18 protein-coding genes are annotated in these 24,146 nt (G+C 47.5%); 9 read left to right on the forward strand and 9 right to left on the reverse strand.

Annotation, left to right across the window (positions count from 1 at the left end; translation table 11 throughout):
• The first annotated feature begins 400 nt into the window (after positions 1 to 400).
• The 3 genes from VIR50_RS01075 to VIR50_RS01085 all read left to right on the forward strand — a co-directional run bounded on the left by VIR50_RS01075 (position 401) and on the right by VIR50_RS01085 (position 2,216).
• Complete coding sequence (locus VIR50_RS01075) at positions 401 to 688, forward strand: helix-turn-helix domain-containing protein (protein ID WP_331933298.1); 288 nt, start codon at positions 401 to 403, stop codon at positions 686 to 688.
• Between the two features lie 129 nt (positions 689 to 817).
• Positions 818 to 1,870, forward strand: coding sequence for an N-acetyltransferase (locus tag VIR50_RS01080; RefSeq protein WP_331933299.1), 1,053 nt, complete (start codon positions 818 to 820; stop codon positions 1,868 to 1,870).
• Positions 1,848 to 2,216, forward strand: coding sequence for an ASCH domain-containing protein (locus VIR50_RS01085; protein WP_331933300.1), 369 nt, complete (start codon positions 1,848 to 1,850; stop codon positions 2,214 to 2,216). Before VIR50_RS01080 ends, VIR50_RS01085 begins: the two co-directional genes overlap by 23 nt.
• Before the next feature lie 173 nt (positions 2,217 to 2,389).
• On the opposite strand, the gene VIR50_RS01090 is transcribed toward VIR50_RS01085, so the two are convergent.
• On the reverse strand, positions 2,390 to 5,044 hold the full coding sequence (locus VIR50_RS01090) for a P-loop NTPase fold protein (protein WP_331933301.1): 2,655 nt from the start codon (positions 5,042 to 5,044) through the stop codon (positions 2,390 to 2,392).
• A 576-nt stretch (positions 5,045 to 5,620) separates the two neighbouring features.
• Here VIR50_RS01090 and VIR50_RS01095 point away from each other — a divergent pair.
• The 6 genes from VIR50_RS01095 to VIR50_RS01120 all read left to right on the forward strand — a co-directional run bounded on the left by VIR50_RS01095 (position 5,621) and on the right by VIR50_RS01120 (position 14,321).
• A complete protein-coding gene (locus VIR50_RS01095) occupies positions 5,621 to 6,235 on the forward strand; it encodes a TetR/AcrR family transcriptional regulator (protein WP_331933302.1) in 615 nt (204 codons plus the stop codon).
• Positions 6,236 to 6,260: 25 nt separating this feature from the next.
• Complete coding sequence (locus VIR50_RS01100) at positions 6,261 to 8,015, forward strand: ABC transporter ATP-binding protein (protein WP_331933303.1); 1,755 nt, start codon at positions 6,261 to 6,263, stop codon at positions 8,013 to 8,015.
• A 22-nt stretch (positions 8,016 to 8,037) separates the two neighbouring features.
• Positions 8,038 to 9,783, forward strand: coding sequence for an ABC transporter ATP-binding protein (locus VIR50_RS01105; protein ID WP_331933304.1), 1,746 nt, complete (start codon positions 8,038 to 8,040; stop codon positions 9,781 to 9,783).
• Positions 9,780 to 12,131, forward strand: a complete 2,352-nt coding sequence (locus VIR50_RS01110; RefSeq protein ID WP_331933305.1) for an efflux RND transporter permease subunit — start codon at positions 9,780 to 9,782, stop codon at positions 12,129 to 12,131. Before VIR50_RS01105 ends, VIR50_RS01110 begins: the two co-directional genes overlap by 4 nt.
• Positions 12,132 to 12,226: 95 nt before the next feature.
• A complete protein-coding gene (locus VIR50_RS01115; protein WP_331933306.1) occupies positions 12,227 to 13,006 on the forward strand; it encodes an outer membrane lipoprotein-sorting protein in 780 nt (259 codons plus the stop codon).
• A gap of 1 nt (position 13,007) precedes the next feature.
• Entirely contained in the window at positions 13,008 to 14,321 is a 1,314-nt protein-coding gene (locus tag VIR50_RS01120; RefSeq protein ID WP_331933307.1) for a DUF1302 family protein, read from the forward strand.
• A 180-nt stretch (positions 14,322 to 14,501) separates the two neighbouring features.
• On the opposite strand, the gene VIR50_RS01125 is transcribed toward VIR50_RS01120, so the two are convergent.
• The 8 genes from VIR50_RS01125 to VIR50_RS01160 all read right to left on the reverse strand — a co-directional run bounded on the left by VIR50_RS01125 (position 14,502) and on the right by VIR50_RS01160 (position 24,000).
• On the reverse strand, positions 14,502 to 14,918 hold the full coding sequence (locus VIR50_RS01125; RefSeq protein ID WP_331933308.1) for a hypothetical protein: 417 nt from the start codon (positions 14,916 to 14,918) through the stop codon (positions 14,502 to 14,504).
• Positions 14,915 to 16,210 carry a site-specific integrase gene (locus tag VIR50_RS01130; protein ID WP_331933309.1) on the reverse strand — a complete coding sequence of 432 codons (1,296 nt, stop codon included), beginning with the start codon at positions 16,208 to 16,210 and terminating at the stop codon, positions 14,915 to 14,917. Before VIR50_RS01130 ends, VIR50_RS01125 begins: the two co-directional genes overlap by 4 nt.
• Positions 16,211 to 16,262: 52 nt before the next feature.
• Positions 16,263 to 17,492, reverse strand: a complete 1,230-nt coding sequence (locus tag VIR50_RS01135; RefSeq protein WP_331933310.1) for a site-specific integrase — start codon at positions 17,490 to 17,492, stop codon at positions 16,263 to 16,265.
• A gap of 424 nt (positions 17,493 to 17,916) precedes the next feature.
• Entirely contained in the window at positions 17,917 to 18,951 is a 1,035-nt protein-coding gene (locus VIR50_RS01140) for an HAD-IB family phosphatase (protein ID WP_331933311.1), read from the reverse strand.
• A gap of 61 nt (positions 18,952 to 19,012) precedes the next feature.
• A complete protein-coding gene (locus VIR50_RS01145) occupies positions 19,013 to 19,972 on the reverse strand; it encodes a decaprenyl-phosphate phosphoribosyltransferase (protein WP_331933312.1) in 960 nt (319 codons plus the stop codon).
• 12 nt (positions 19,973 to 19,984) lie between these two features.
• On the reverse strand, positions 19,985 to 21,043 hold the full coding sequence (locus VIR50_RS01150; RefSeq protein WP_331933313.1) for an acyltransferase family protein: 1,059 nt from the start codon (positions 21,041 to 21,043) through the stop codon (positions 19,985 to 19,987).
• A gap of 88 nt (positions 21,044 to 21,131) precedes the next feature.
• Positions 21,132 to 22,217 carry an acyltransferase family protein gene (locus VIR50_RS01155; RefSeq protein ID WP_331933314.1) on the reverse strand — a complete coding sequence of 362 codons (1,086 nt, stop codon included), beginning with the start codon at positions 22,215 to 22,217 and terminating at the stop codon, positions 21,132 to 21,134.
• Entirely contained in the window at positions 22,174 to 24,000 is a 1,827-nt protein-coding gene (locus VIR50_RS01160; RefSeq protein WP_331933356.1) for a phosphoethanolamine transferase, read from the reverse strand. Before VIR50_RS01160 ends, VIR50_RS01155 begins: the two co-directional genes overlap by 44 nt.
• Positions 24,001 to 24,146 lie beyond the last annotated feature (146 nt).

The following is a 24,146-nucleotide window of genomic DNA, read 5'->3' on the forward strand; positions in this document are numbered from 1 at the left end:
CAAGAGAATGGGTAAGTTCCAAGCATTCAGGGAGTGCTTGCATAATGTTGCGCTCATTGGCTGTGAATTTATCACGGATTTCTAACAGAGAACTGTCAAAAAATAAGAATTTAAGCCAAGAATAAGAGGACAAATATGAAAATGATACAAGGAAAGTATATGCTTATTTGCTCCAATCTGCATAGTACTGCATTGACCTAAAGCAGATATAACAGAACGGAGTAAAGAAGTAAAGGAAGAAGGTGGAAATTTACCCTTACCTTTCCTTATTTTTCCCTACATTTCCCTGCTGTTCCCTTGTGCTTTGAAGTATGGGAAACGCATCCTACTTTTGCAGGCAGAAATGTGCGATAAGGCGCAAAACAAAAATAGGAATTACAAAAAAAACAATAATAGAACTATGGGCTATTTTATCATTACGGACTCAAATTGGGCAAGACTGAGGGACGAGATACTCAATCTTGCTCAGACCTGCCACAAGGCATTCGGGGAACAGGGCAAGCACACCGATTGGCTGCACAACGGTGACGTATGTAGGTTGCTCAACATCAGCAAGCGCACCTTACAGGACTATCGCGACAGGGGGATTATTCCCTACACACAGTTCGCAGGGAAGATACTCTATAAGGCTTCGGACTTGGAAAAGATATTAATGATGAATTATTATAAGAATAACAACTTGCGTTAAAAAGATACTATACTTTTTTAGCAGAGTATTTAAATCATGAATTATCATATGCGAATAAGAATTATTACTTTAAAAAGATTGATAACTGAATTTTTTGAGTATCTTTGTACTGATAATAAATTTCACATTATGAACGAAGCTATTATGTTAAAAAAGTTTGATGACATTGACTTAAATGATTCTTTCTTCAAAAGTCTCAAGGAGGACTATCCTGAATTTGAGGCTTGGTTTAATAAGAAATCAAAAGATGGGAGTAGGGCCTATGTTCAGTATGTGAACAATAATTTACAGGCTTTCCTGTATTTAAAGAATGAAAGTGGACAAGAATTGAAAGATGTTGTTCCAAATCGTCCTGCATGCAACCGTCTAAAAGTTGGAACTTTCAAGATAGATGCTCATAACACAAAACTTGGAGAGCGATTCGTCAAGAAGATAATGGATGCTGCACTCTATATGAAAGCAGATGAGATTTATGTGACTATATTCGCCAAACATCATGGACTTATAAAAATCCTGCAGAGATACGGTTTCAATGAGGAGGGTAAAAAAGGAGAGGAACTTGTTTTGGTGAAGAATATGAAATCATTGATTGGTGACCAAATAAGGGACTATCCCCTATTAACTATCAAGGGGAAGCGCAAGTTTTTGTTGTCAATATATCCAAAGTACCACACACAACTCTTTCCTGATTCTATTCTCCAGAATGAAGAAAATCGCAAGTATGAATTGATAAAGGATGTATCCCATACGAACAGTATTCACAAGATTTATCTTTGTTTCATGCCTGATACTGCGATATTGCAACCTGGTGATTTAGTAGCGATTTACAGAACTAAGGATGACAAAGGACCAGCTCGTTATCGCAGTGTAATCACATCTATATGCCAAATAGAGGAAGTTAGGAAGAACAAAGATTTTGCAACTGTGGAAGATTTCGTAGCGTACACCAATTATTACAGCATTTTTGACACACAAGAACTGGCGCAATGGTATAAAAGTAAAGACTGCATCGTGTTGAAAATGACATATAATATTGCACTGACAAAACGAGTAACAAATGGATATCTGATTGACGAATTAAAAATCACCCCTAAATATTGGGGATTCTTCCAATTGTCCGATGAGCAGTTTGATAAGATATTAGAGAAAGGAGAAATAGATGAAAGTGTTATTGTCGATTAAACCAGAGTTTGCCGAAAAAATATTCAACGGAACAAAGAAGTACGAATTTAGGAAAAGTATTTTCAAAAATAAAAATGTTGATAAAGTTGTTGTTTATGCCTCTTCACCTTTGCAATATGTGATTGGTGAATTTGAGATAGACTCTATCCTTAATGATAACATAGACAGGATATGGGAACAAACGCATGAAGCTTCGGGAATCAGTGAAGATTTCTATCGTGAATATTTTGCAAACAGACCTGTTGCCTATGCCATCAAGATAGGTCAGGTTAAAAGATATAAAAGAAAAAAACGATTGAGCGATTATAATATAAATTTTGCCCCTCAATCTTTTATTTACATTTAATCAGGTTTTTAAATGCATTATAGTGGCAAGTATCCTCTTGATAAAAGAGGATACTTATCATTATATATTGTTGTAAACTACCAGACAGAAGATAACTTCTTGGTACAAAAGTAGATTGTCTTTCTCCTATCGTAAATAACAATAGAGAAAATGAATTCTGTATCACTCTCCTCTTATTTATACATATCATTATTCTTCCAATAGTTTTCAACAAATTCAAGATATGGATGCGTAGATTTATTCAGTGATTTTAAGTCTTCATTTAATATTTCCATTAAATCCGTTAAAACAGGATTCTCTTTATAATTGCTGTTAGTAATGATTTGTTTCCAAATATCACAATTTTGCCAATGTGGGAAATTCAGTAGTTGTCTTAACAACTCATTCCAATCAAAAATATTATTCTCATAGGATGCGACTCTTGCAATCCAATCCATAAAATATGGACATCCCTTAATATAATCCTTAAAGCACTCAATCCAATAATCTGTGTCTAATACAGCCACATGGCTGATAGTATAAAGATTATTTCTGGAGAAAGTATGTTCTTTATCATACTTTTTCAATTCTACCATGTAATGGTCTATAATCAATCTTGACCATTTTTCTATATTATCCTCGCCGAGCAAAGAGTACTCTTTATTGATGCTGATTTTGTTAAGAACCAGAGATATAAAATTTATTTCATATTTGTGAGTTTTAATATATTCATCGAAGTCATTTCTGTCTTGTTCGTATATTTTTGTAGTTTCATCTTGACTAACAATAGCAGAAGGATAAGATTTTAGTTCATTAAAATATATATGTGCCAGAAGCCTGTGAATATCATAAGCTTCCATAAAGTATTCTATAATTTGGGCTTTTACCTGATTTTGTTCAGTATTGACAACTTCAGGTTTTAGTTCATAGAGCAAGGAAACAAACAGGGAAAGTTTTTTAAGGATTTCTATTTTAGAATCATCAAATGTATGATACCATTTATTTATATTATGTATAAAAGAACTTTCTTGATCATGCAGTATGATGTCTTTAATCTCTATTTTATGTAATTCTTCATGTGCGGGAGAGAATATAGTACGAACTTTGGCTCCTGATATTTGAGTTTGTTTCTTACTAAAAGCAAAATACCTAAAATAAGAATCCACATAACGCATTGAATAACCGTTGATATCCTTTCTTTGCTGGTCAAACAAAAAATCTACAACATACCGATATGCTGTCTGCTTTTTAGCTGATATATCTGCAATAACATCATCTATATCTGATATGACAATATGGTGTTCTTCTCCATTTGTATTTTCATTTATGTGCGCAAATATGGGATGCTCAAATACAGATTTGTATGATGACGATATACTTAACGATTTTGTCGAGTTATCGTATGATAAAAGCAAACCATCATCATCTCTAAGTATTTTATATAACTCTATTTCCAAATATTGTATAAGTGATATGGCAAATAGATCTGCAACGTTAATTTCATTCATTATCTCATTTCTTTCTATACAATCCATAGCAAATGTAAAGATATTGAGGAATCTCACAATATCTCTTGGAGTTTCAAAAGCATCTATTATATTATCAATTTCAAGGATACTGTTTATTATAAGGTCTTTAGAGCCTGTACAACTGTATTCCCTTAAAACGCTGTCTAATTTTTCTCGGAATAACTGTTTTAATACAGCATCGTTTGCAGGGAAAAGACATTCAAAATTGATAAACTTTTTTAGAAATCTCTCTGGGGCTTTTATACCCAAACGTTCCATTGACAGGCACAGATTCTTTTTATCAGCAGCAACTATATAGAAAAGGTTAGGGAAGTCAGCCGTGTCTCTTATAAGATTTAGCACCACCTTTACCTCTTCATCGTGTAGTCTATCTACATCGTCAATGGAGATAAGGATAGGTCTATCTACCTGTTTGAGGAACTTCATTATTCTGTCATGCTCTTCTGATAAGGATCTTTTCTTATGTAATGATTTTAGCATGAAAGAATAATACGTGTTTGGAGCATTTTCTACAAGCAAGGATAGATAGGAAGAGAACATTCCTTTTGGCAGGAGAAAATGTTTGTCAAGTTCCTGATGCAGAACTGAAAAAAATTCCGTAATAATCGTTTCTGGCTTTTCGCAAAGCCATGGTCTGAATTCCACATAAATTATTTTATGCTTGTATTCTTCCTCCCTAATGGCTTTTTTTACTTGGAACAAGAAAGAAGTCTTCCCTATTCCAAAAGATTCACTAAGCAATATTGTGAAAGCATTAGGATATTCTACTGCATATCTGTTATCGAATGTTGAAAGGATTTTATCCAATAGCGTTTTAAGAAATTTTTTCCTATCATAACTATCATCTGTGGTGGGAGCATCTATGAAAAAAGGATGTGTTTTCTCATGGAGGTCTGCCAAGAGTTTATACTTTTTTCTATAAATGCAATATAATCCTAATTCTGTAATAAGCAGTCCAATAAATAAATATGTGAAATAACTAATCCCCCAAAAGGAATAAAAGTCAAAATTTCCAGACAATTCAAATACCAGATAAATTACAAGCAAGGAGAGTTCCCATAAATGTCTTTGGGAGATTTTTTTAGTTTCATTTTTCAGAAAATCAAATCTTATAAATGCGATAAGCGCAGGATATAACAAAAAGATAAGAGCAACGAATACATTGTCGTCTGGCACTGTTTCCGTTATATTTACTATACGTTCAGATATTAGTGTGTTGATAAAATCCCAAAATACAATTAGGAGGGCAAAAATACAAATTATGAGTTTGTATTCAGATAATATGGCTGCCTTTATACTTTTCTTTAATTCATCATTCATTGTTAAATTCTAAACATAAATGTTATTACTTAACGATTATTGTTTTTTCTGAGAAAATGACTTGCTATAAAAATAGGACAAAGATACAATAATTTTTGAAGAGATTATTTATTTTTAATCTCAAAATATGATTGTATTTGTTGAAAGTTATCACTGCCAAGAGCTATTTAGATGAGATCTTTGCAAAAGTCTCCTGGCTGGGGGAGGAGAGATATAACTTGTTAATAGTCAGATATTGTGTTTCTGGCAAAATGGAGTTTTGCAGAGGTCTCTGATAGTATAGTATCCACTTTCAGAGTTGCACACTACGATATAATAGCTTAATTAGAGATTACTTTTTATGGGAGGATACTATTTATAATTTATGTCCATTGTAAAATACCGATTTTTGGGTATTGCGCCAATACACATATCTTATTATCTTTGCACCGATTAAAATGAATCTTATGATAAGAAATAATACACACATACGGCATGGATATGAAAATCCATCAAATCAAGCGCACCGTTCAGATAAAGAACGGTGCGTTTTTTTTATGAACAATTCAAAACAATGTTCACTATTCAAATCCGACTATGCAGAAATTAAAGACAGATGTTAGACAACGTATATTGGAGGTGGCGCACCGGGAGTTCATCAAGAACGGTGTTCGGCACACGTGCATCCGTAACGTGGCGCGCAAGGCCGGTGTGACGGTGGGCAACCTGTACCATTATTTTGACAGCAAGGATGCCTTGTTTTGCGCGGTGATGCGTCCGCTGCTCTCGGCAATCGACCGATATATCCTTTCGCACAACGACGAGGAGAATTTATCCATAGAGGTGTTCGATATGCGACAGCAGCAGATAGACTACATCTTTTCCATGCTTGCGCTCATCAAGGATTTCCGTCCCGAACTGCGGCTGCTCCTTTTCAATGCCGAGGGCACTTCGCTGGAGGGATATAAAAACAAAATCATCGACCACCAGATGCAGGTGGGCATCGAATACATGCGCCTGATGAAAGAACGCTATCCGCATCTCAACATCAACATCTCCCCGTTTCTGGTCCATCTTACCTGCTCTGCTTGGATGACTCTCTTCTGCGAACTCGTGGAGCATGAGGATTATAGCGACGAGGAAATCAAGCTGGCGCTCAAGCAATACGTGTCCTTCGGCATGGCCGGATGGAAAGAACTGATGAAACCATAACAGACTCTCAAGATAGACCAAATATATGATAAAGACACTCAAACGTTTAGGAACTTACATGGGAGGGCGCAGATGGCTGCTGCCCTGTTCCGTCGGGCTGTCGGCACTCAATGGACTGCTGTCGCTCGTTCCCTTTATTCTTTTGTGGCTTGTGGTGCGCACGCTACTCACGGCCGAAGGCGACCTTGCCGGCACGCCTCTGTGGGACTATGCCCTTGCGGCATTCATAGTATCCATAGTGAACGTGCTGCTCTACTTCGTCGCCCTCATGCTGTCGCACCTTGCCGCTTTCCGTGTGGAGACCAACATGCGGCGCAGTGCGATGGAAAGGCTCATGCGTGTGCCGTTGGGGTTCTTCGATACCCGGAATACGGGGCGGATGCGCAAAATCATAGATGAGGACTCTGGGCAGACACACACTTTCGTGGCACACATCCTGCCCGACGTGGCGGGAAGCATAGTCGCTCCGCTCGGTGTCATCATCCTTCTGTTTGCGGTAGACTGGCAGCTGGGCATTGCCTCAGTGATACCGTTTATCTGTGCCTTTGGCATCATGGGCTATATGATGAACCCACGAAACAACCAATTCCAACGGATGTATCTCGATGCGCAGGAGAAGATGAGCGCGGAGGCGGTGGAATACGTGCGCGGCATTCCTGTTGTGAAAGTATTTCAGCAAACGCTCTTCTCGTTCAAGCGTTTTTACGACAGTATCATCAATTATCGTGACCTTGTCATCAGATACACGCTCCAGTGGCGTTCCCCGATGTCTGCCTACACCGTCGCCATCAATGCCTTTGCCTTTTTTCTCGTGCCGACAGGCATTATCCTGATAGGGCATGGCGGAGAGTTGGCGGTCATCGTTTCCGACATGATACTCTATGTGCTGATAGCCCCGATTATCTCCGTCAATGTGATGAAGACGATGTACCTCAGCCAGAACCTCTTTCTGGCGAACGAGGCGGTGGAACGGTTGGAGAACCTCACTTGCGCATTACCGCTTCCCGACTGTGAAACGCCACGGAAAGTCATGGCTTTTAATATCTGCTTCCATGATGTGTCGTTTCGATATGGGGGAGCGGAGAAAGACGCCGTGAGCCATATTGACCTTATGATCCCCGAAGGCAAGACCGTGGCTCTTGTGGGAGCATCGGGCAGCGGAAAGACCACCATAGCAAGACTTATTCCCCGATTTTGGGATGTGCGTGAGGGCAGTGTATGCATCGGAGGCATAGACGTGCGACAGATGGACAAGGAGGAACTGATGCACAGCGTGTCGTTCGTCTTCCAGAACACCCGACTGTTCAAAACCTCCATTTTGGAGAATATCCGTTATGGCAGTCCCGAAGCCACGCTTGAACAGGTAAACCGCGCCATAGACTTGTCTCAGAGCCGTGAAATCATCGAACGGCTGCCGCAAGGATTGGAGACCGTGATTGGTGCAGAGGGAACTTACCTGTCGGGCGGCGAGCAGCAGCGCATAGTTCTTGCGCGCGCCATTCTTAAGGATGCCCCCATTGTGGTACTCGATGAGGCGACTGCCTTTGCAGACCCCGAAAATGAGCATCTTATCCGCCGGGCCCTTGCGCATCTCACTCGCGGCAAGACGGTGTTGATGATAGCCCACCGGCTGACCACCGTGCAGGATGCCGACAGCATCGTGGTAATACAGAACGGCGGGATTGCCGAACAGGGGACGCACGGGGAACTCATCGCCCGTAAGGCACTGTATTATAAAATGTGGAACGAATACCAGAAATCCGTAGCATGGAAGTTATAACCATTCAAAAAGCCATACGACAATGATAAGATATTTTCAAAACCGTTTCGCCCTGTCGGAAAAAGGAGCAAAAGACCTGCGGCGAGGAATAGCCTATTCCACATTGCTCAATCTTGCATTGATGTTGCCGCCCACTTACTTGTTTCTGTTCCTTATGGACTGCATCGGAACGGAAACGCAGACACGACAACACACGCTGTGGTTTTACCTGCTCTTGGCGGCGGGACTGGCGGTGATTATGTTCCTCGTGGCCCGGTGGCAGTACGACAGCACTTACACCACCATCTACACCGAAAGCGCACAGCGGCGCATCGGCGTGGCGGAGAAACTGCGCCGCCTGCCACTTGCGTTCTTCGGCGAGCGCAACCTGTCTGACCTCACATCCACCATAATGGAAGACTGCACCATGCTGGAACAGATATTCTCGCATGCCGTACCGCAACTTTTTGCCGCCATGACGAGTGTCATCATTATTGCCGTCGGAATGTTCTGTTACGACTGGCGGCTGGCCGCCGCACTCTTCTGGGTAGTGCCGTTGGGCATAGCCACTCTGTTGCTGTCGCGCCGTAAACTCGGCAGGGCTTTCCAACAGGTCTATGACGTGAAGCGTGGCGTAACCGAACAGGTACAGGAAGGACTGGAATGCGTGCAGGAAATCAAGTCGTACAATGGTGAAGAGGCATACTGCCACAGTTTTGACCGGCGACTGAAAGGTTACGAAAAGGAACTGGTCAGCCACGAGTTGGTTGCCGGCACGTTCGTCAACCTCTCCGCCGTGCTGTTGAAGTTAGGCATGCCGTCAGTCATTCTCGTGGGGGCGTGGCTGTTGCAACGGGGCGACGTGTCGATGTTCATCTATCTGGCTTTTCTCATAGCCTCGGCAATGGTGTACAACCCGATTCAGGAGGTGTGCAACAACCTTGCCATACTTGCCTTTCTCGATGTGCGCATCAATCGTGTAAAGGAAATCGACGCGATGCCGGCACAGGAAGGAAGCAGAGAGTTGGAGATAAACAACTACGACATAGAGTTCCGCAACGTGAGTTTCGCCTACGAAACCGAAAAGCAGGTACTGAGCAATGTTTCCTTCACCGCCCGTCAGGGAGAGGTTACCGCCCTTGTGGGGCCATCGGGCGGAGGAAAAAGCACAACGGCCAAACTCGCCGCGCGTTTTTGGGACATTGATAGTGGACAGATACTCATAGGCGGAAGAGATGTTTCCACGATAGAGCCTGAAACGCTGCTGAAAAACTACGCCATCGTTTTTCAAGACGTACTGCTTTTCAATGCCTCCATTGCCGACAATATCCGCATCGGTAGGCGTGATGCCACCGACGAGGAAGTGCGCCATGCGGCACGGTTGGCACAGTGCGACGATTTTATCAGTCGCATGCCGCAGGGCTACGACACCGTTATCGGCGAGAACGGTGAGACCCTTTCGGGTGGCGAACGGCAGCGCATCTCCATTGCCCGCGCCCTTCTGAAAGATGCTCCCATTATTCTATTGGACGAAGCCACCGCCAGCCTTGATGCCGAGAATGAAACGAGGATACAGGCAGGTATCTCCGAACTGGTACAGGGAAAGACCGTCATCATCATTGCCCACCGCATGCGCACGGTCCGCAATGCCGACCACATCGTGGTGCTCAACGGCGGAACGGTAAGCGAGCAGGGAACACCCGATGAATTGATGGCAATGAATGGTGAGTTTGCAAGAATGGTGGCCTTACAACAGGAAAATGACAACAAAACAGATATAGCACAATGAAAATCGTAAGAATTAACAGTAAGTTCAGGCAGCTGGCAGAATGGATACTCTGCCACCGCCTTGTGGTGGGTGTGCTGTTCGCAGTCGTCGTCGCCTTCTCGTTCGTGGGAGCGAGGCGCATCGTGATGAGAACCTCGTTCGACGACTATTTCGTGAGCGACGACCCGATGCTGATTAAGACCAATGAGTTCAAGTCCATCTTCGGCAACGACTACTATGTGGCGGTGCTGGTGAAGAACAAGGACATCTTTTCCCAGCGCAGTCTGACACTCATCCGTGAGTTGAGCGACGAACTGAAAGACAGTCTGTCGTATGCCGACAAAGTAACATCGCTCACCGACATCGAGTTTGCCGCAGGCACGGAGGAAGGCATGACCATCGAGCAGATTGTACCGGACGAAATACCGTCGGACAATGCCGCACTGAAAGAAATCAGGCGCAAGGCGTACAGCAAGCCCTATCTGGCAAAGAAGATGGTATCGACAGACGGTACGATGACGTGGATTATGGTAAAACTGCGCCCGTTCCCCGAGGACAGCGTATGGAAGAAGACGAGCAACATTGCCCCCGACATGCTCACGGGCAAGGAGGCGGGGCATATCATCGGTAAGGTGAAGTATGCCGAGCTGTCGCCCAACGCCGCAGGAATGCCCTATCTGAGTTACGAGAAATTTACCTATCTGCAGGGCGAGATGGGACGGCTGTTCCTCTTTGCCTTCATCATCTCCATCGTGGTAATGTTCGTCGTGACCCGCTCACTGCGTGGCGTTGTCGCACCGCTGCTCACTTCCGTCTCCGGACTGCTCATCAGTTTCGGCATTATCGGCTGGACTGGCATTTACATTGACATGACTACGGCGATGATAGGCGTGATACTCACCTTTGCCTGCTCCATCGCCTACAACATCCACTTATATAACTTCTTCAAGACACGGTTTGTGGAAACGGGCAAGCGCAGGGAGTCCATCAAGGAGGCCGTGGGCGAGACCGGCTGGGGCGTGCTGCTGTCGGGGCTTACCACCGTGGCAGCCATGATGACATTCCTCTCGATGAAGATAGTCCCGATGCAGGCCATCGGCATCAACACCTCGCTCTGTCTGCTGGCCGTTCTGCTCACCTGCCTGCTGCTCACGCCTATCCTGCTGTCGTTCGGCAAGGACCGCAAGCCCGCCGCCGACATGTCGAGGAGTTTTGAGGGATTCATCGGCAATCGGTTTGAACGGTTGGGCGGTTTCGTGATGCGCAACCACCGGTCGTTTGTTGTGTCATCGATCGCTCTGACTATCTTCTGCGGCATCGGACTCTTCTTCATCGAGCCGGCGTTCGACATCGAGAAGACGATGGGGCGGAAGATACCCTACGTCAAGAAGTTCCTCGACCTGTGCGAGACCGAACTCGGCTCGATGTATGCCTACGACCTCATGATTACCCTGCCACATGACAACGATGCCAAGAAGCCGGAGAACCTGAAGAAACTCGACCGGCTGGCGGAGACGGCAAGTGACTATAAACTGACGAAACGCCACAACTCCGTTACCGACATCGTGAAGGACATGAACTGCACGCTCAACGGCAACAAGCGGCAATTCTACCGCATCCCCGACGATGCCGACATGGTGGCGCAACTGCTGTTGCTCTACGAGAACGCCGGAGGCACGGAGTCGGAATACTGGATGGACTACGACTACAAACGACTGCGCCTGCAAATAGAAATGAAGGACTACAATTCCAACGAGGCCGAAAAGGAGATGAATCTGCTGCAAGAAGAAGCCCGACGTCTCTTCCCCGGCGCGCACATCTCGGTGGTGGGCAACATTCCCCAGTTCACCGTCATGCAGCAGTATGTGGAGCGTGGGCAGATGTGGTCGATGCTGCTCTCGGTGCTGGTCATCGGCGTTATCCTCGTGCTTATCTTCGGCAACTGGAAGGTGGGACTCGTGGGCATGATACCCAATATCGCCCCTGCCATCATCGTGGGCGGCATGATGGGCTGGCTCGACTATCCGCTCGACATGATGACCGCCTCGCTCATCCCGATGGTGCTGGGTATTGCCGTCGACGACACCATCCATTTTATCAACCACAGCCATGTGGCATACGACCGATGCGGCAATTACCCGGAAGCCATCAAGTGGACGTTCCGCACCGAAGGGCTCGCCATCGTCATGTCAACACTTATTATTTCGGCTACTTTCGCCGGCTTTATCTTCTCCGATGCCACGCAGATGCGCAACTGGGGCATCCTTGCCGTGGCAGGCATGGTGTCGGCATTGCTGGCCGACCTCTTCCTCACGCCCATCCTGTTCAGGTATCTGCGTGTGTTCGGGAACGACAAAAAGACCTCCTAAGGAACGGCTGAAGCGATTCCTAAGGAACGATGAAAGGGCTTCCTAAGGGGTAATAATAACCGAAATACAATAACGATAAATAATAACAAAACGAAATGAAAACAAGACATTTTACATTATTGCTCATCGCCATGCTGGCGGTTTGCAGCGCACAGGCAGCAGGGCTGTCGGGCAGAGACATCATGCAGAAAGTAAAGAACCGCTCCGACGGCGACACACGCTATGCCACCATTGAAATGACGCTCATTCAGAAAAGCGGGCACAAGCGTGTGCGGAAGCTGGAGTCGTGGGCAATGGACGTGGGAAAGGACACGAAGAAAATCATGTTCTTCACCTACCCTGGCGACGTGAAGGGCACGGGCTTCCTCACGTGGGACTACGACAACTCCGCGAAGACGGACGACAAGTGGCTCTACCTCCCAGCGATGAAAAAGACAAGGCGCATCAGCGGAAAGTCGTCGAAAACCGACTACTTCATGGGCAGCGACTTTACCTACAACGACATGAGCACGCGCAGCGTGGACGAGGAACAGCACAAATTGCTGCGCGAGGAAACATTGGGCGGGCACAAATGCTGGGTGGTGCAGTCGGTACCCAACGACAAAGACGAGATTTATGCGCGCCGCGTCACGTGGATCCGGCAGGACTGCCTGATGGCTGTCAAGGGCGAATACTACGACAAGCTGAACAAGCTGCATCGCCGGCTCACCATCTCCAATATAGAAAAGGTGCAAGGGTTCTGGACTATGCACCTCATGCAGATGGAGAATGTGCAGACGGGGCACAAGACCGTCATTCGTATGGGCAACCAGCGGTTCAATGTGAAAGTGTCGCCAAACCTCTTCACCGTTTCCAAACTGGAGAAAGGACTCTGATATGAAACCGTTTAGACTATTCATGCTGCTGCTTGTGCCGATGTTCTCGGCACAGGCATCGGCTCAGGTTGAGACTGACACCGTCGTCGTAGAATCCTCGATAGGCACAAGTCCGGAGACCGTGCCGCCGGAAGAAGCCGACGACAACACCCTGCAAGTGCAGGTAAAGGGTTTTCTCGATACCTACCACGCCGTGAGGGTGGAGGGAAAGGCCGATTTGATGGCATCAAGAACCCGTGCACGAGGAGAGGTGAAACTCGAAAAGGGGGCAGCCTCGCTCTTCGTGTCGCTGAACGCCACCTACAACGGCGTGCTGAAAGACCGCACGCGGCTGGAACTGCGCGAGGCCTACCTCTCCTATGCCAAGGGAAACCTCGACCTGCGCATGGGGCGGCAGATTATAGTTTGGGGTGTGGCAGATGCGCTGCGCGTTACCGACTGCGTGTCGCCGTTCGATTATACCGAGTTTCTCGCACAAGACTACGACGACATCCGCATGCCGGTCAATGCCCTGCGTGCAAGGTACACGATGGGGGCGGTTACCCTTGAAGCCGTGTGCAATCCGGTGGTCGATTTCTTCGTGCTGCCGACCGACGAGCGTAATCCGTGGGCGGTGCGGTTGCCGTCGGCTGCGCTTCCCTACACCATCGACTTGGAAAGCGGAATGCCCGAAAAGCGAATCAGGAACATGGAGTTCGGTGGGCGGCTCACCGTCAATCTCAGCGGCGTGGACTTCTCCCTGAGTGCCTTGCGCACGTGGAATAAAATGCCTGCCCTTTGCCCCACATTGTCAGCCGACAGGCAGTCGCTTCGCATCAATGGTGAGTACCGCCGTATGACCATGCTGGGTGCCGACTGCTCCCTGCCCGTCGGTCAGTTCGTCTTCCGTGCCGAAGTGGCCGATTATATCGGCGAGGCGCAAGGAGCAGGCGTAGGACAGACGGCAGCACGCCGAAACGTCCTCAACGCCCTTGCAGGTGCAGACTGGTATCCGGGTGGCGACTGGAACGTCAGCGTGCAGTATTGCCATCAACACACCTCGGGCAGCCTCGACGGCCTCTCCGTCTACCGCAATGCCGGACTTGCCACGGCAAGAATCTCGAAAGACTTGCTGCACAATACCTTGAAACTTTCCACCTTTGCTTACATCGACGTGACAAACGGCGGTGTCTTCAATCGCTTCTCCACTTCTTATGCCCTCAATGACCAGATAGAACTTACCGCTGGCTACGACTATTTCCATGCCGACAAGGGCAAGTTCCAGATGTATGCGAAGAATTCGGAGGCGTGGATAAAAATGAAATATAGTTTTTAACCCCAATCGGACGGAGCAACAATAAGTTGAGATAGCAAAATAGCATGTAGTCAGAGGGTAGTAATGTTTACGTCTTCCTCTGACTACACGCCAACCCTTTCTCTTTCACTACATTACCCCTTATTGTAGTTATGTAGTAGGGTAATATCGGTGAAAGAGAAAGGAAATAAATACAAATAATCAGTTATCCGTATTACCAAACAGAAATATAGGCGTTATGGTTGCTGTCGGTCTTTGCAACTCACGGCAGACGCACTGCCTGAACAAATGCGCTTCCGTGCAGTCCAATAGAAAAGACAGGGCGATAATCGTTGGAAGTGGGTAGAGTGGCGCATAGCCTTTCAACTGTCCGCTGATAAAAACAGGCTCTTCACCTGCATCCCTCTTATCGGGATGCAGGTTGGAGGATTTTATTATTGTTTGCAGCCTATGGTTGAGTTTCCTCCATGTTACCCCGAAGAACCTCACAAGTTCACTTTCCGTCATGGCTATCTCTCCGTTTCCTTTACGAATGACTTGTATTTTGCTGCCCCAATCAAAATAACTACGATGATTGGCAGTGTTTGTTCTTATTTTTGGATTGTTGTTTGTCTTCATGCCGTTCCCTCCATTTTACAGGTTACAATATCCGAAAGTTCACAAGCCTCTCTCTCCTCAGTCCCCTTTACCTTTGCCAATTGCTTGGCAATAAGCCTATCCATATCCTCCGAAATTTTCTTGTCCGTCACCTGTGCGTAAATCTGCGTGCTTGATATGGAGGCATGCCCCATCACCTTGGCTATGCTCTCAATGGGTATTCCTGCACTAAGGCTCATCGTTCCGAAGGTATGGCGGGCCATGTGGAACGACAACCGTTCCTTAATGCCGCAAGCCTTGCCTACTATGCTAAGTTTGGCGTCTATCACACTCCTGCTGCACTCACGGAGGAAGACAAGGCTGCCGTCTTTTTCTTTCACCGTCTGCTGTTCTCCGTTTTCCTCCTGTTCTTCCCGACAATGGTAGATAATGGCCTCCGCTATCGGATGCAGCGGCACAATGAATTCCACCTTTGTCTTTTGGCGTTCCTTACGGATATACTTCCTCCCGTCTGCTGCCGTTTGGATATGCTTATATAGCAAGTGTTCCATATCGGCAATTGCCAGTCCAGTAAAGCAGGAAAAAACGAACATCAGCCTTGCCTGTTCTGCTTCCCTGTCGTTCATCTTCATTGCCGCAAGTCTGGCAACCTCGCTCTTTTGCAGGAAGCGTATCTTCTTTTCCTCCTTCTCGTACTTGGCGTTCTCAAAGGGATTGTATCGGATAATCCTCTTACTGACCGCACGGAACATCAGTCGGCTCAACCAGCAGAGATAGTTGTTGATGGTAGTTCCCTTCAATCCACGTTTTTTGAGAAAGAAACGGTATTCCTCAAACAAGTCCTCCGTGATGGTGGAAATGGGGATATCCAGCACTCCTTTATCTTCCACAAACTCACGGAGATTTCTGTCAGAATGGGACAGGTTCAGATAAGTTCCCTCCGCCCTTGACTTGCCCACACTCTCCTTGACCACTTGCAGTTCCGCCCTGCTCATGGCAAGAAGCGTTGTCGGATGGATGGCAATGCCCTGCAAGCGGTTCTTGACAAGTTCTACGCTTACAACTCCGTCCCTCGTCAGTATGTCCCGATAGATTTTTTCCACAAGTTCCCTGAATTCATGAAGTCTTTGATTGGTTTTCCTGTCAGTCGTCAAGCCCTGCTTAGCGTTCCACTCGGAGGGCTTACATTCTTCGCCCGTGGTAATGGCGGTGCTCTTTCCGTCTATGGTAATACGGCAGAGAATGCCTGTCTTTCCGTCAGCCTTTGTTTTCTGTCTGTTAATATAGAACAGTATCTTGAATGTACTTCTCATTGTCTTGATGCTTTTGAATAAATGGATAAGAAATAAAATAATCTGATAGGGATTAGATAACCAACTGCATATCTTCGGTAAAAGAGAGGAAACGGTCGAATTCCTCAAAGAGTTTCTGAGGTGTTACCTTTGCATAACGTTCGGTCATGCTTACATTGGAATGTCCCAGCATCTTGCTTACCGTCTCAATGGGCACACCCAGTTCGAGCGTGATAAGCGTGGCAAAAGTGTGCCTTGCGGTATGCGTGGTAAAGGGAAACGATATGCCTGCACGAAGCCGCAGGGCTTTCAGGCAGGTCTGATAGGTCTTATACCCGATGAAAGGAAGCAGTGTTTCCCTTTCATCGCTGTGAAACCTCTCTATCAGCCTGATGGCTTCGGGCAGCAACTTGATACGGCATAACACACCTGTCTTGTGGCGGTTGAACTTCAGCCATATTTTGTCTTCATCATCACGCACAAGGTGGGATTTGCTCAGTTCCATCAAGTCACAATAGGCTGCACCGACATAACAGGCAAAGAGAAATATGTCTCTTGCCGTTTCCATCTCCTCATCCAAATCATCAAAGCGGAGAGACTTCAAGCTCTCCAGCGCTTCCCTGTCAAGTGCTTTCGGTGCTTTCCTGTCGCCCTTTGATATTTTAGCCTTGTCAAAAAGGAGCGTGTCTGCCAATCCCTCACGGTATGCCTGTCTGCATACCGTCTTCAAATGGGTGGCGACATTATAGAAAGAGCTTTCCTGAAATCCACACTCACCTAAGAAATACTGCCGAAACTCATGGATGAAGTTCTCTGTCAGTTGCGAGAATGCCAAGTCTGAAACCTTATATTTCTTTTGAATGAACTCCATCAAGCGGATTCTCGTGGAGTGATAGCCTGCCATTGACTCTTTCCTAATGTCTATACCGATATGGCTTTCTTTCTCTCTGATGAGTATGTCAAGCCTCTCAATGAGCATACACCTTGTTTGCACACTCCCTTGAAACTGTTCCTTCACGTCGGTTGCGTCAAACGGGCAACCTTTGGAAAGTAAGGCTTGATAAGTCGACTGAACAGACAACAGCAAACTCTCCAACCTGCCGTTTATCTCTACAGCCTCACGGCTCTTTCCGTCCATTCGGCTCTCACGGGGATTCCACAAGTCGGGATTACAGGAGAGTTTACAACTAAACTGCGCAACACTTCTTCCAAGTGTGATGCGCCCCATAATCGGAGCCTTTCCCGACTTGTCAAGACCGCTCTTTTTAAGGTAGAGCAACACCTTCATCTTTTCTGTTTTCATACGCTTTAATTTTTATGGGCAAAGTTACCCGAATTAAAGCGTTCCTCACCTATGCAGAAAACTGCCGACAGAAGCAACAGCCACACGAGCGAAAATAATTCAGTTACCGAATATTACTCCATCGTTACCTATGGTAAAATCGGGTAACGCTTTGGTAACTGAACTTCTGCCTAAATCTGCATATTACTGCCCTTTACGAACAGGGCAGTCTTATGCAAATCGTTCCGTTTCCTTCTCATTATCAGTTAATTTGCAACAACTTCGACTTTTCTTCATTTTCTTTGATTAGTTGTGTTGCCATAAGGTAGCTTTGACATGGCCAAAGCGTAGCTTTTGTGTTATGAGGAGGACGGTAGGGTAATATAAGAAAAATGGTAGGGTAATATGAGAAAAACGGTAAGGTTATGGGAGAAAGGCGCTCCGGTTATTTTCTTTTGAGGAAAAAGCGCACCAAGAGAAAGTTGATGGGCACGCAGACGCAGAACATGGGCAGCATGGCCACTTGTTTGCTAAGGCCAAAGAGGATGAAAAGATTGAGCGTGGCGGTCTGCAAGAGATAGTTCACTACATGGCTCAAGGCGAATCCGGCGCCCCGTCGTGCGTTGGCTTTCACACGGAAAGTGTAGCGTGTGGAGGCTATGAAATTAAACACAAAGCTGATGATGTAACCCACGGTATTGGCCGTTGTGGCCAATGGATTGTCGGCCATTGCGGGAAACAGTCGGGCCAGCAACGGCAGGCAAAGCAGGTAAACGCCGTACTGAAGGGCTGTGGCCGCAAGGCCGACAATGCCAAAACGGATGATTTCGCCATAGGTTTGCGCTGTGGCGGAGGGCTTTTCGTTGGCCGATCGCAGCTCACGGAGCTGCCCATTGCCCATCACTTTGAAGGCGCTATCGGCCAAAGCCAGCATTTCTCGGTCGCCTCGGCTGTCGCCATAAGCCGTTATCAGCAGTTCATTTCGCGGCTCCAAGCCTATTTCCTGCCTTATTCTATTTACCTTTTCGGGGCCATAGCAGTTGTTGGTCTTAAACTTTCCCGTTATGTGTCCGTCCTTTACTTCTATCTGTGTGCCGATAACCTGAATGCCATCGCCAAAGAACGGGGCCACCCAATTGTCGATGGAGGCGCTCACTACGGCCACTCGGTCATGGCGCTGCACAGCTTCGGCTACGATTTGCGCCATCTGCGGGCGCAGTAGGTGGGCGTTCTCGGCGGCAAAACCGGTGCAAAGCGCATTGAAACGGTCTATTTTCATGCCCCCGAAAAACCATTTGAAAAGGCGTTGCTTGGCTTTCCAATTGGGATAAAAACCTAACTTCATTAGGATGAGAATAGGGCTAAAGACAAGGAAACCTACGGCCATTCTCTTCCATCCGCAGGCATAACGGATGAAAGTAGGTAGGGTATCGCGGGTGGTGAGCGTGCCGTCGAAATCGCTCAGCAGCAGTTGTTTCATAATCGTTGCGTGGAATAAGAAAACGAAAGGCCATGTCCCGTAGGCAGGGGACGGTCGTTTGTCAGTGAAGATAGATAATGAGCAGGAAGGCGGTGAGCCATCCCAACACGATGAACTGCGTAAAGCGGTCACGCAGGATGACCTTTGTGGGGTCGCCACTCTTCTTGTCGACCACGGCCAGTTGTATGTAGCGAAGCAGTCCCAGCAGCACGAATACGCTCGTAAGGTAAAGGTTATCCGAGTGGAAATTGGCCACTACTTCGGGGCTTACGGTGTACATGATGTAGCAAACGAGCGTCACGCTGGCCGTGATTGTGATGGCCTGATTAATGAAAGTGAGGTTGTAGCGACTGGTGTTCTGCCGTGGTGCCTGTCCCGTTTCGTTCATGCGGAGCACGTCATCGCGCCGTTTGGCGAAGCTCAAGAACAGCGATAGCAGGAATGTCATGAGCACTATCCAGCGGCTCAGCACAATATCGGTGGCCTCACCTCCCGCGATGATGCGCAGCACGAAGCCGAAACTGACGATGCACACGTCAAGAATAGCATAGCGCTTGAGCCGCATGCAATAGGCCAAATTAATGCACCAATAGAAGAATATGACGCCCGTTACTTGGAGATTGTTGTGGGGTAAGAGTTGGAGAATGGTCATGGAACTAACAAACATCAGCCCCATTAGCAGGTAGGCGCTCCGTATGGAGACTGCGCCGGAGGCTATCGGACGCCTGCATTTCACGGGATGACGCCTATCAGCCTCCACATCGTAGATGTCATTGAAGCAATAGATGGACGACGCGGCGAAGCTGAAAGCAAAGAAAGTGATAACAGACGACCATATATCCTCGATGTTCAGCAGGCTTCCTCCGAAGAACATGGGAATAAAAACAAAGAAATTCTTAATCCATTGGTGAGGGCGTATGAGTGCCAAGGCCCCTTTCGGGGTGGGCTTTACGGGCTTTGGGTCGGGTGTCGGGCCCGGCGTGGGGCAGGCATTGGTGTTGTCAATAGCTTGATTTGACATATTATATCGTGATTAATGAGTCGCTTTTGCAGGCTGACCGGCTATGAAGTCGGCAATGCGGTCGGCTATTTTGTGGAGCAGCCAAGCCAATGGCATGGTGCAGATGACACACACGAAGAACGTGGGCCAGTAGCTCCATTCGGATGGGAGGTAGGCTAGTACGAAATGGCTGTGGATGAGGTAGGCTTCCAAACTCAGGCTTCCGAAGAAGCGAACGATGGCGTTGAGCCGCTCGGGCGTGCGTCTGAAGACGCGATTCAGTAAGAGAATAGTCGTCACTGTGAGCGGAATGTATAGCATTCGCTCAATGAAGAGGGGGAACATTCCGTGCTTTGTCTGCTCAAGGAATATGCTTGCGGCCAGCGACATGACAAACATGAGGACGATCATCCATATACCTGCGCCGTCGATGGTGCGTTTCTGTCGGGCCATTTCACCCATGTTGATACCTATAAAGAAGATGGGCACACGGCTCCAGAATATCTCTATATGGCCCACAAGGTTGTGGATGGGCGTTACCCACTGCACCAAGATACACCACATGACCATCACTACCGGCAGCCAACGATAGATGGGATGGCGTCGGATAAGCTCCATATAGGGCGGTGCCCATAGGTATAACATCATGATAGCGGGAATATACCAAAACGAAAGCTCATCGTGGAGCCAGAAATCCCAGTTAATGGTGATGTCGCCGATGAGGTCTATCCACGCCATAAGCGTGTCGCCATGGAATCGGGGGATGTAAAAGAGGCAGGCAATGATGAGCCATGCCGGACAGATGCGCAGGAATCGCCTTTTCAGAAAGTCGATATACTTATATCGAAAAGCAAGTCCCGGGCTGTCGGTGTCGGCCGCGGGCGGATGGTTCTTGGTCCAACTGAACCACAAGCCGATACCGCTGAGGAAGAGGAAGATGTCAACTCCGATGTTGCCCATGCGCCTTAGACCGAAAAACATGTCGTAACGTGGCAGGCTCACATGGAACAATATGATGAAAAGCATGGCCGCTCCCATGAGTTCGCCTCGGTATTTGGAAATGTTGGAGAGTTCTATGTCCTTGATTCTCATTGGTGAATATTGGGTGATGAATGGTGGTTATAGAGGGTGGAAGAGGACGTCGGGGCCTGAAAGAAAGTCCCGGCGAGCCTTTTGTTTCCTATGCTTTCTTCTTTTGAATGGCAGGCCACATGGCCGCTATGAGCAGACTTGCCGTGATGTAAAGGATGAGTCCGGCATATACGTCGCCATCCCTGCTGATGGGAATAAATATCTTTCGGGTGATGGGATGGCTCACGAAGAGGGCCGAGCTGATGGTTCCCATCCAACTGAAGAAGGCGGCTAAGCTGCCGATGACGGGCTTTTGACCACCCGCGGTGATGATTTTGACCAAGGCAACGCTGCCACTACAGATAAAGGCGGGCACCAAAGTCCAAGCGTAGAAGTTAAGACTGAAGGCTACGGCCATGATAGATGACAGTACCAGTATGTTGAGATAAGCTTGTAAGGACAGCTCTTTGCCGAAGCGGGCATAGAGAATGCCGAGCCCGAAGGGCAGCATTCCGCCCATGAAATTGTAGCGATAGCGGTTGAGCGCCTCACTTTCGGGGGCCAAAAAGCATTGTATCAGCAAGCAGATGGCCATGAGCGCCACCGTCCATTGCCATGAACGACGGTACAGAAGCAAGCGATAAACGGCGTAAAGCTGCAACATGAGACCGAAAAACCAGTACGGTCCCGGCCAAATTATTTGATCTGGATGAGGCAGAAGGTTGTTGAACATGCCCAGCATGGCCACAACATCGAGGAAAGCGTAGTGATGTGGGCCCCGCGTTACATAATCTACCAGCGTGAAAGCTACGAAACCGACAATCATCATCTTGAAAAGTTTAAGGTAATGTTGGCGGATGAAAGCGATGGCCGATGGCCGATGGCTGTCGGCGGATGGCGTTTGGGCCTGCCCGTATTTCAGTTCGAGGCCATAGGCGCTTAGGAATAAGAACACGGGAACGCCGTAATGGCCAAAGAACGACAGCAGATGGAGCGGCAGGTTGCTGTCGGGCGACAAGACAACCTGCAGGAACCGGTCGGCATTTTGTTGGAAAAACTGATACTCATTTTCCTTTACGATGGGGCCAAGCCAGTGACTGTAGTTGTGCAGGAATATGCCGATGATGGCTATTCCTCGCAGAATGTTGCACTCAGTCTTTGTGAGTAACGGCAGAGTTGTTACGGAGTTTGTCATAATCAGTGGTGCCCTTGAGAATCCGCGGGCGCATTTCGTCGTATTGTTCGCTAAGCACGTTGTGGCGCTCTTGGTAGTCCTTGGCGTGGATTCCGGCCAAATAGAGCAGCAGATGGGGCAGGGCGTCGGTCATGAACCTGCGGTTACGGGCTTGTACTATCTGCCGGTAGATGTCGGGATGAGCGTGGATATAACGTGGAGAGCAGTAAATCCAGAAAGGAATCTCAAACTCGTAGCGGGCCAAGTCGTAGTCAATAGCCGAGCTGTGGTTGCGACATATAAAGCCCCGATTGCCCTCGTAGCATTCCTCTCCATGGTCGGGCATGTAGATAACGATGGCTTCCTTGTCCTCAAAACGCTTGACGATTTGGTCTACAATGGAGTCATTGTAAAGACAAGCGTTGTCGTATTGGCTCAACACCTTGCGCTGCTTATGGGTCAGCTCGGGGCGTTTGTCCTCATAACTGCTGGCCCAGAAGTAAGTACGATCACGCGGATAGCGTTGCTTATAGTTGACATGTTGGCCCAAAAGATGGAAAATCGTGAGGTTGTTGGGCTTTATTTTGCCCGCTTTGGCAAAGTCGTCATAGCATTGGAGCAGCCCATCGTCGTAGGGATAGAGCGCATCATTGCGCAAGTCAAACTGATATTTGCTGAGCGTGGGGTTGTTAAGGAAGAAGCCACCGCTGAAGTCGTAGACCGCCTGATTGGCCTTGGCAAGGAATTGGTTGGTAAGGAACGTCACCTGATAACCTGCCTTACGGAAAAGCTCGGGGAAGAGAGGATAGTCGCACCACTCACCTTTCTGCCCGACAACGTGGGTCGATAGGACATTCTTAAATACGAAGCTGGTAAGATTCCAGCATGAAACAACGTCGTTGAACTTCACCAATCGGCCGCTCTTTTCGAGCTTTGACTGCCTCGGAGTGGTGTTCATGAAGTATCCATACTGCCCGGAATGGTGCTTGCCGTAGCTTTCGCCGATGATAAGCACTATGTTTGGCGACCGATAAACGCAACTGTCAACCGTTACCTTGTCGGCAGCGGCGATGAGCTGGTCGACTTGTTGGGCCGCCAAAGAGTTGGCATAAACGCTGAAAATAAGCCGATAGATGGGCAGATAGAGCACGGCGTGGTCTTTCTCGGTCAGCGTATGTTCCACCTCGCCTATGGTCTTGCCACTCATGAGCTTAGCCGTGGCCGCTTTGTTGTGCCATGAGCAGGCGGCGCTTACCGTCAACAGTACGGCCGTTAGCAGGCCCAAGCCTTGTTGCAGCGGGGCTTTGAACCGAAAGCGGGGCAGCATGACGCGCTTGCGACGGGGCAGATAGTGGCACAGAAGGTTGACAATCATCAGGAGCAGCACCCATCCCACGTTGCTGAAGATGACATCTAAAGACAATACGGACGAGAGAAAATCGCCCGCCTCACGGCTATCGGTCTCGCCGATGAGCATGAGTATCGACGGATTGAGCGTGGAATCGAACTTCGTAAAGCAGTAAACATCGGCCAAGGCGGTAGCATAGAGGACGATATAGAGCAACAGTCGCAGCCAGCGGCGCAACTTCTTGGGGATAATCGTTAAGAAAAGACAGCAAAGATATAGGTCAATGAAGAGCTCAAGGTACAGATTCTCATAGAGATGGGCACCTTTGTAATGGGGTAAAGTGGTCCAAGCGCAAACACATCCCAGCAGATACATGAACACAAAGAACAGCGCGTTCACTTGGATGGGGCGGAAAAGATACCCCGCTGCTTTGCCAATAGTCTTCAGAAATGTCATCAAACGTATGATTTTTCTGCAAAGATATATCTTTTTCTTGATAATTCCTTGTTCGCCAAAGAAAACTATCGATAGCGTTGGCGGATAGCGTCGGAAAGCCCGTCGTTAAGCCGCCAAGCGTCAGTGGTGGGGGGATGGAAGGCCTG

This window comes from Prevotella sp. (genome assembly GCF_036570325.1).
Taxonomy (GTDB): Bacteria; Bacteroidota; Bacteroidia; order Bacteroidales; family Bacteroidaceae; genus Prevotella.

Excerpts from the sequence above, each read along its gene's own strand:
- VIR50_RS01085 (WP_331933300.1), top strand. The coding sequence starts at position 1,848 with ATGAAAGTGTTATTGTCGATTAAACCAGAGTTTGCCGAAAAAATATTC.
- VIR50_RS01110 (WP_331933305.1), top strand. The coding sequence starts at position 9,780 with ATGAAAATCGTAAGAATTAACAGTAAGTTCAGGCAGCTGGCAGAATGG.
- VIR50_RS01150 (WP_331933313.1), bottom strand. The coding sequence starts at position 21,043 with ATGAGAATCAAGGACATAGAACTCTCCAACATTTCCAAATACCGAGGC.
- VIR50_RS01090 (WP_331933301.1), bottom strand. The coding sequence starts at position 5,044 with ATGAATGATGAATTAAAGAAAAGTATAAAGGCAGCCATATTATCTGAA.
- VIR50_RS01120 (WP_331933307.1), top strand. The coding sequence starts at position 13,008 with ATGAAACCGTTTAGACTATTCATGCTGCTGCTTGTGCCGATGTTCTCG.
- VIR50_RS01155 (WP_331933314.1), bottom strand. The coding sequence starts at position 22,217 with ATGACAAACTCCGTAACAACTCTGCCGTTACTCACAAAGACTGAGTGC.
- VIR50_RS01100 (WP_331933303.1), top strand. The coding sequence starts at position 6,261 with ATGATAAAGACACTCAAACGTTTAGGAACTTACATGGGAGGGCGCAGA.
- VIR50_RS01125 (WP_331933308.1), bottom strand. The coding sequence starts at position 14,918 with ATGAAGACAAACAACAATCCAAAAATAAGAACAAACACTGCCAATCAT.
- VIR50_RS01115 (WP_331933306.1), top strand. The coding sequence starts at position 12,227 with ATGAAAACAAGACATTTTACATTATTGCTCATCGCCATGCTGGCGGTT.
- VIR50_RS01135 (WP_331933310.1), bottom strand. The coding sequence starts at position 17,492 with ATGAAAACAGAAAAGATGAAGGTGTTGCTCTACCTTAAAAAGAGCGGT.
- VIR50_RS01075 (WP_331933298.1), top strand. The coding sequence starts at position 401 with ATGGGCTATTTTATCATTACGGACTCAAATTGGGCAAGACTGAGGGAC.
- VIR50_RS01130 (WP_331933309.1), bottom strand. The coding sequence starts at position 16,210 with ATGAGAAGTACATTCAAGATACTGTTCTATATTAACAGACAGAAAACA.
- VIR50_RS01080 (WP_331933299.1), top strand. The coding sequence starts at position 818 with ATGAACGAAGCTATTATGTTAAAAAAGTTTGATGACATTGACTTAAAT.
- VIR50_RS01095 (WP_331933302.1), top strand. The coding sequence starts at position 5,621 with ATGCAGAAATTAAAGACAGATGTTAGACAACGTATATTGGAGGTGGCG.
- VIR50_RS01140 (WP_331933311.1), bottom strand. The coding sequence starts at position 18,951 with ATGAAACAACTGCTGCTGAGCGATTTCGACGGCACGCTCACCACCCGC.
- VIR50_RS01105 (WP_331933304.1), top strand. The coding sequence starts at position 8,038 with ATGATAAGATATTTTCAAAACCGTTTCGCCCTGTCGGAAAAAGGAGCA.
- VIR50_RS01145 (WP_331933312.1), bottom strand. The coding sequence starts at position 19,972 with ATGTCAAATCAAGCTATTGACAACACCAATGCCTGCCCCACGCCGGGC.
- VIR50_RS01160 (WP_331933356.1), bottom strand. The coding sequence starts at position 24,000 with ATGACATTTCTGAAGACTATTGGCAAAGCAGCGGGGTATCTTTTCCGC.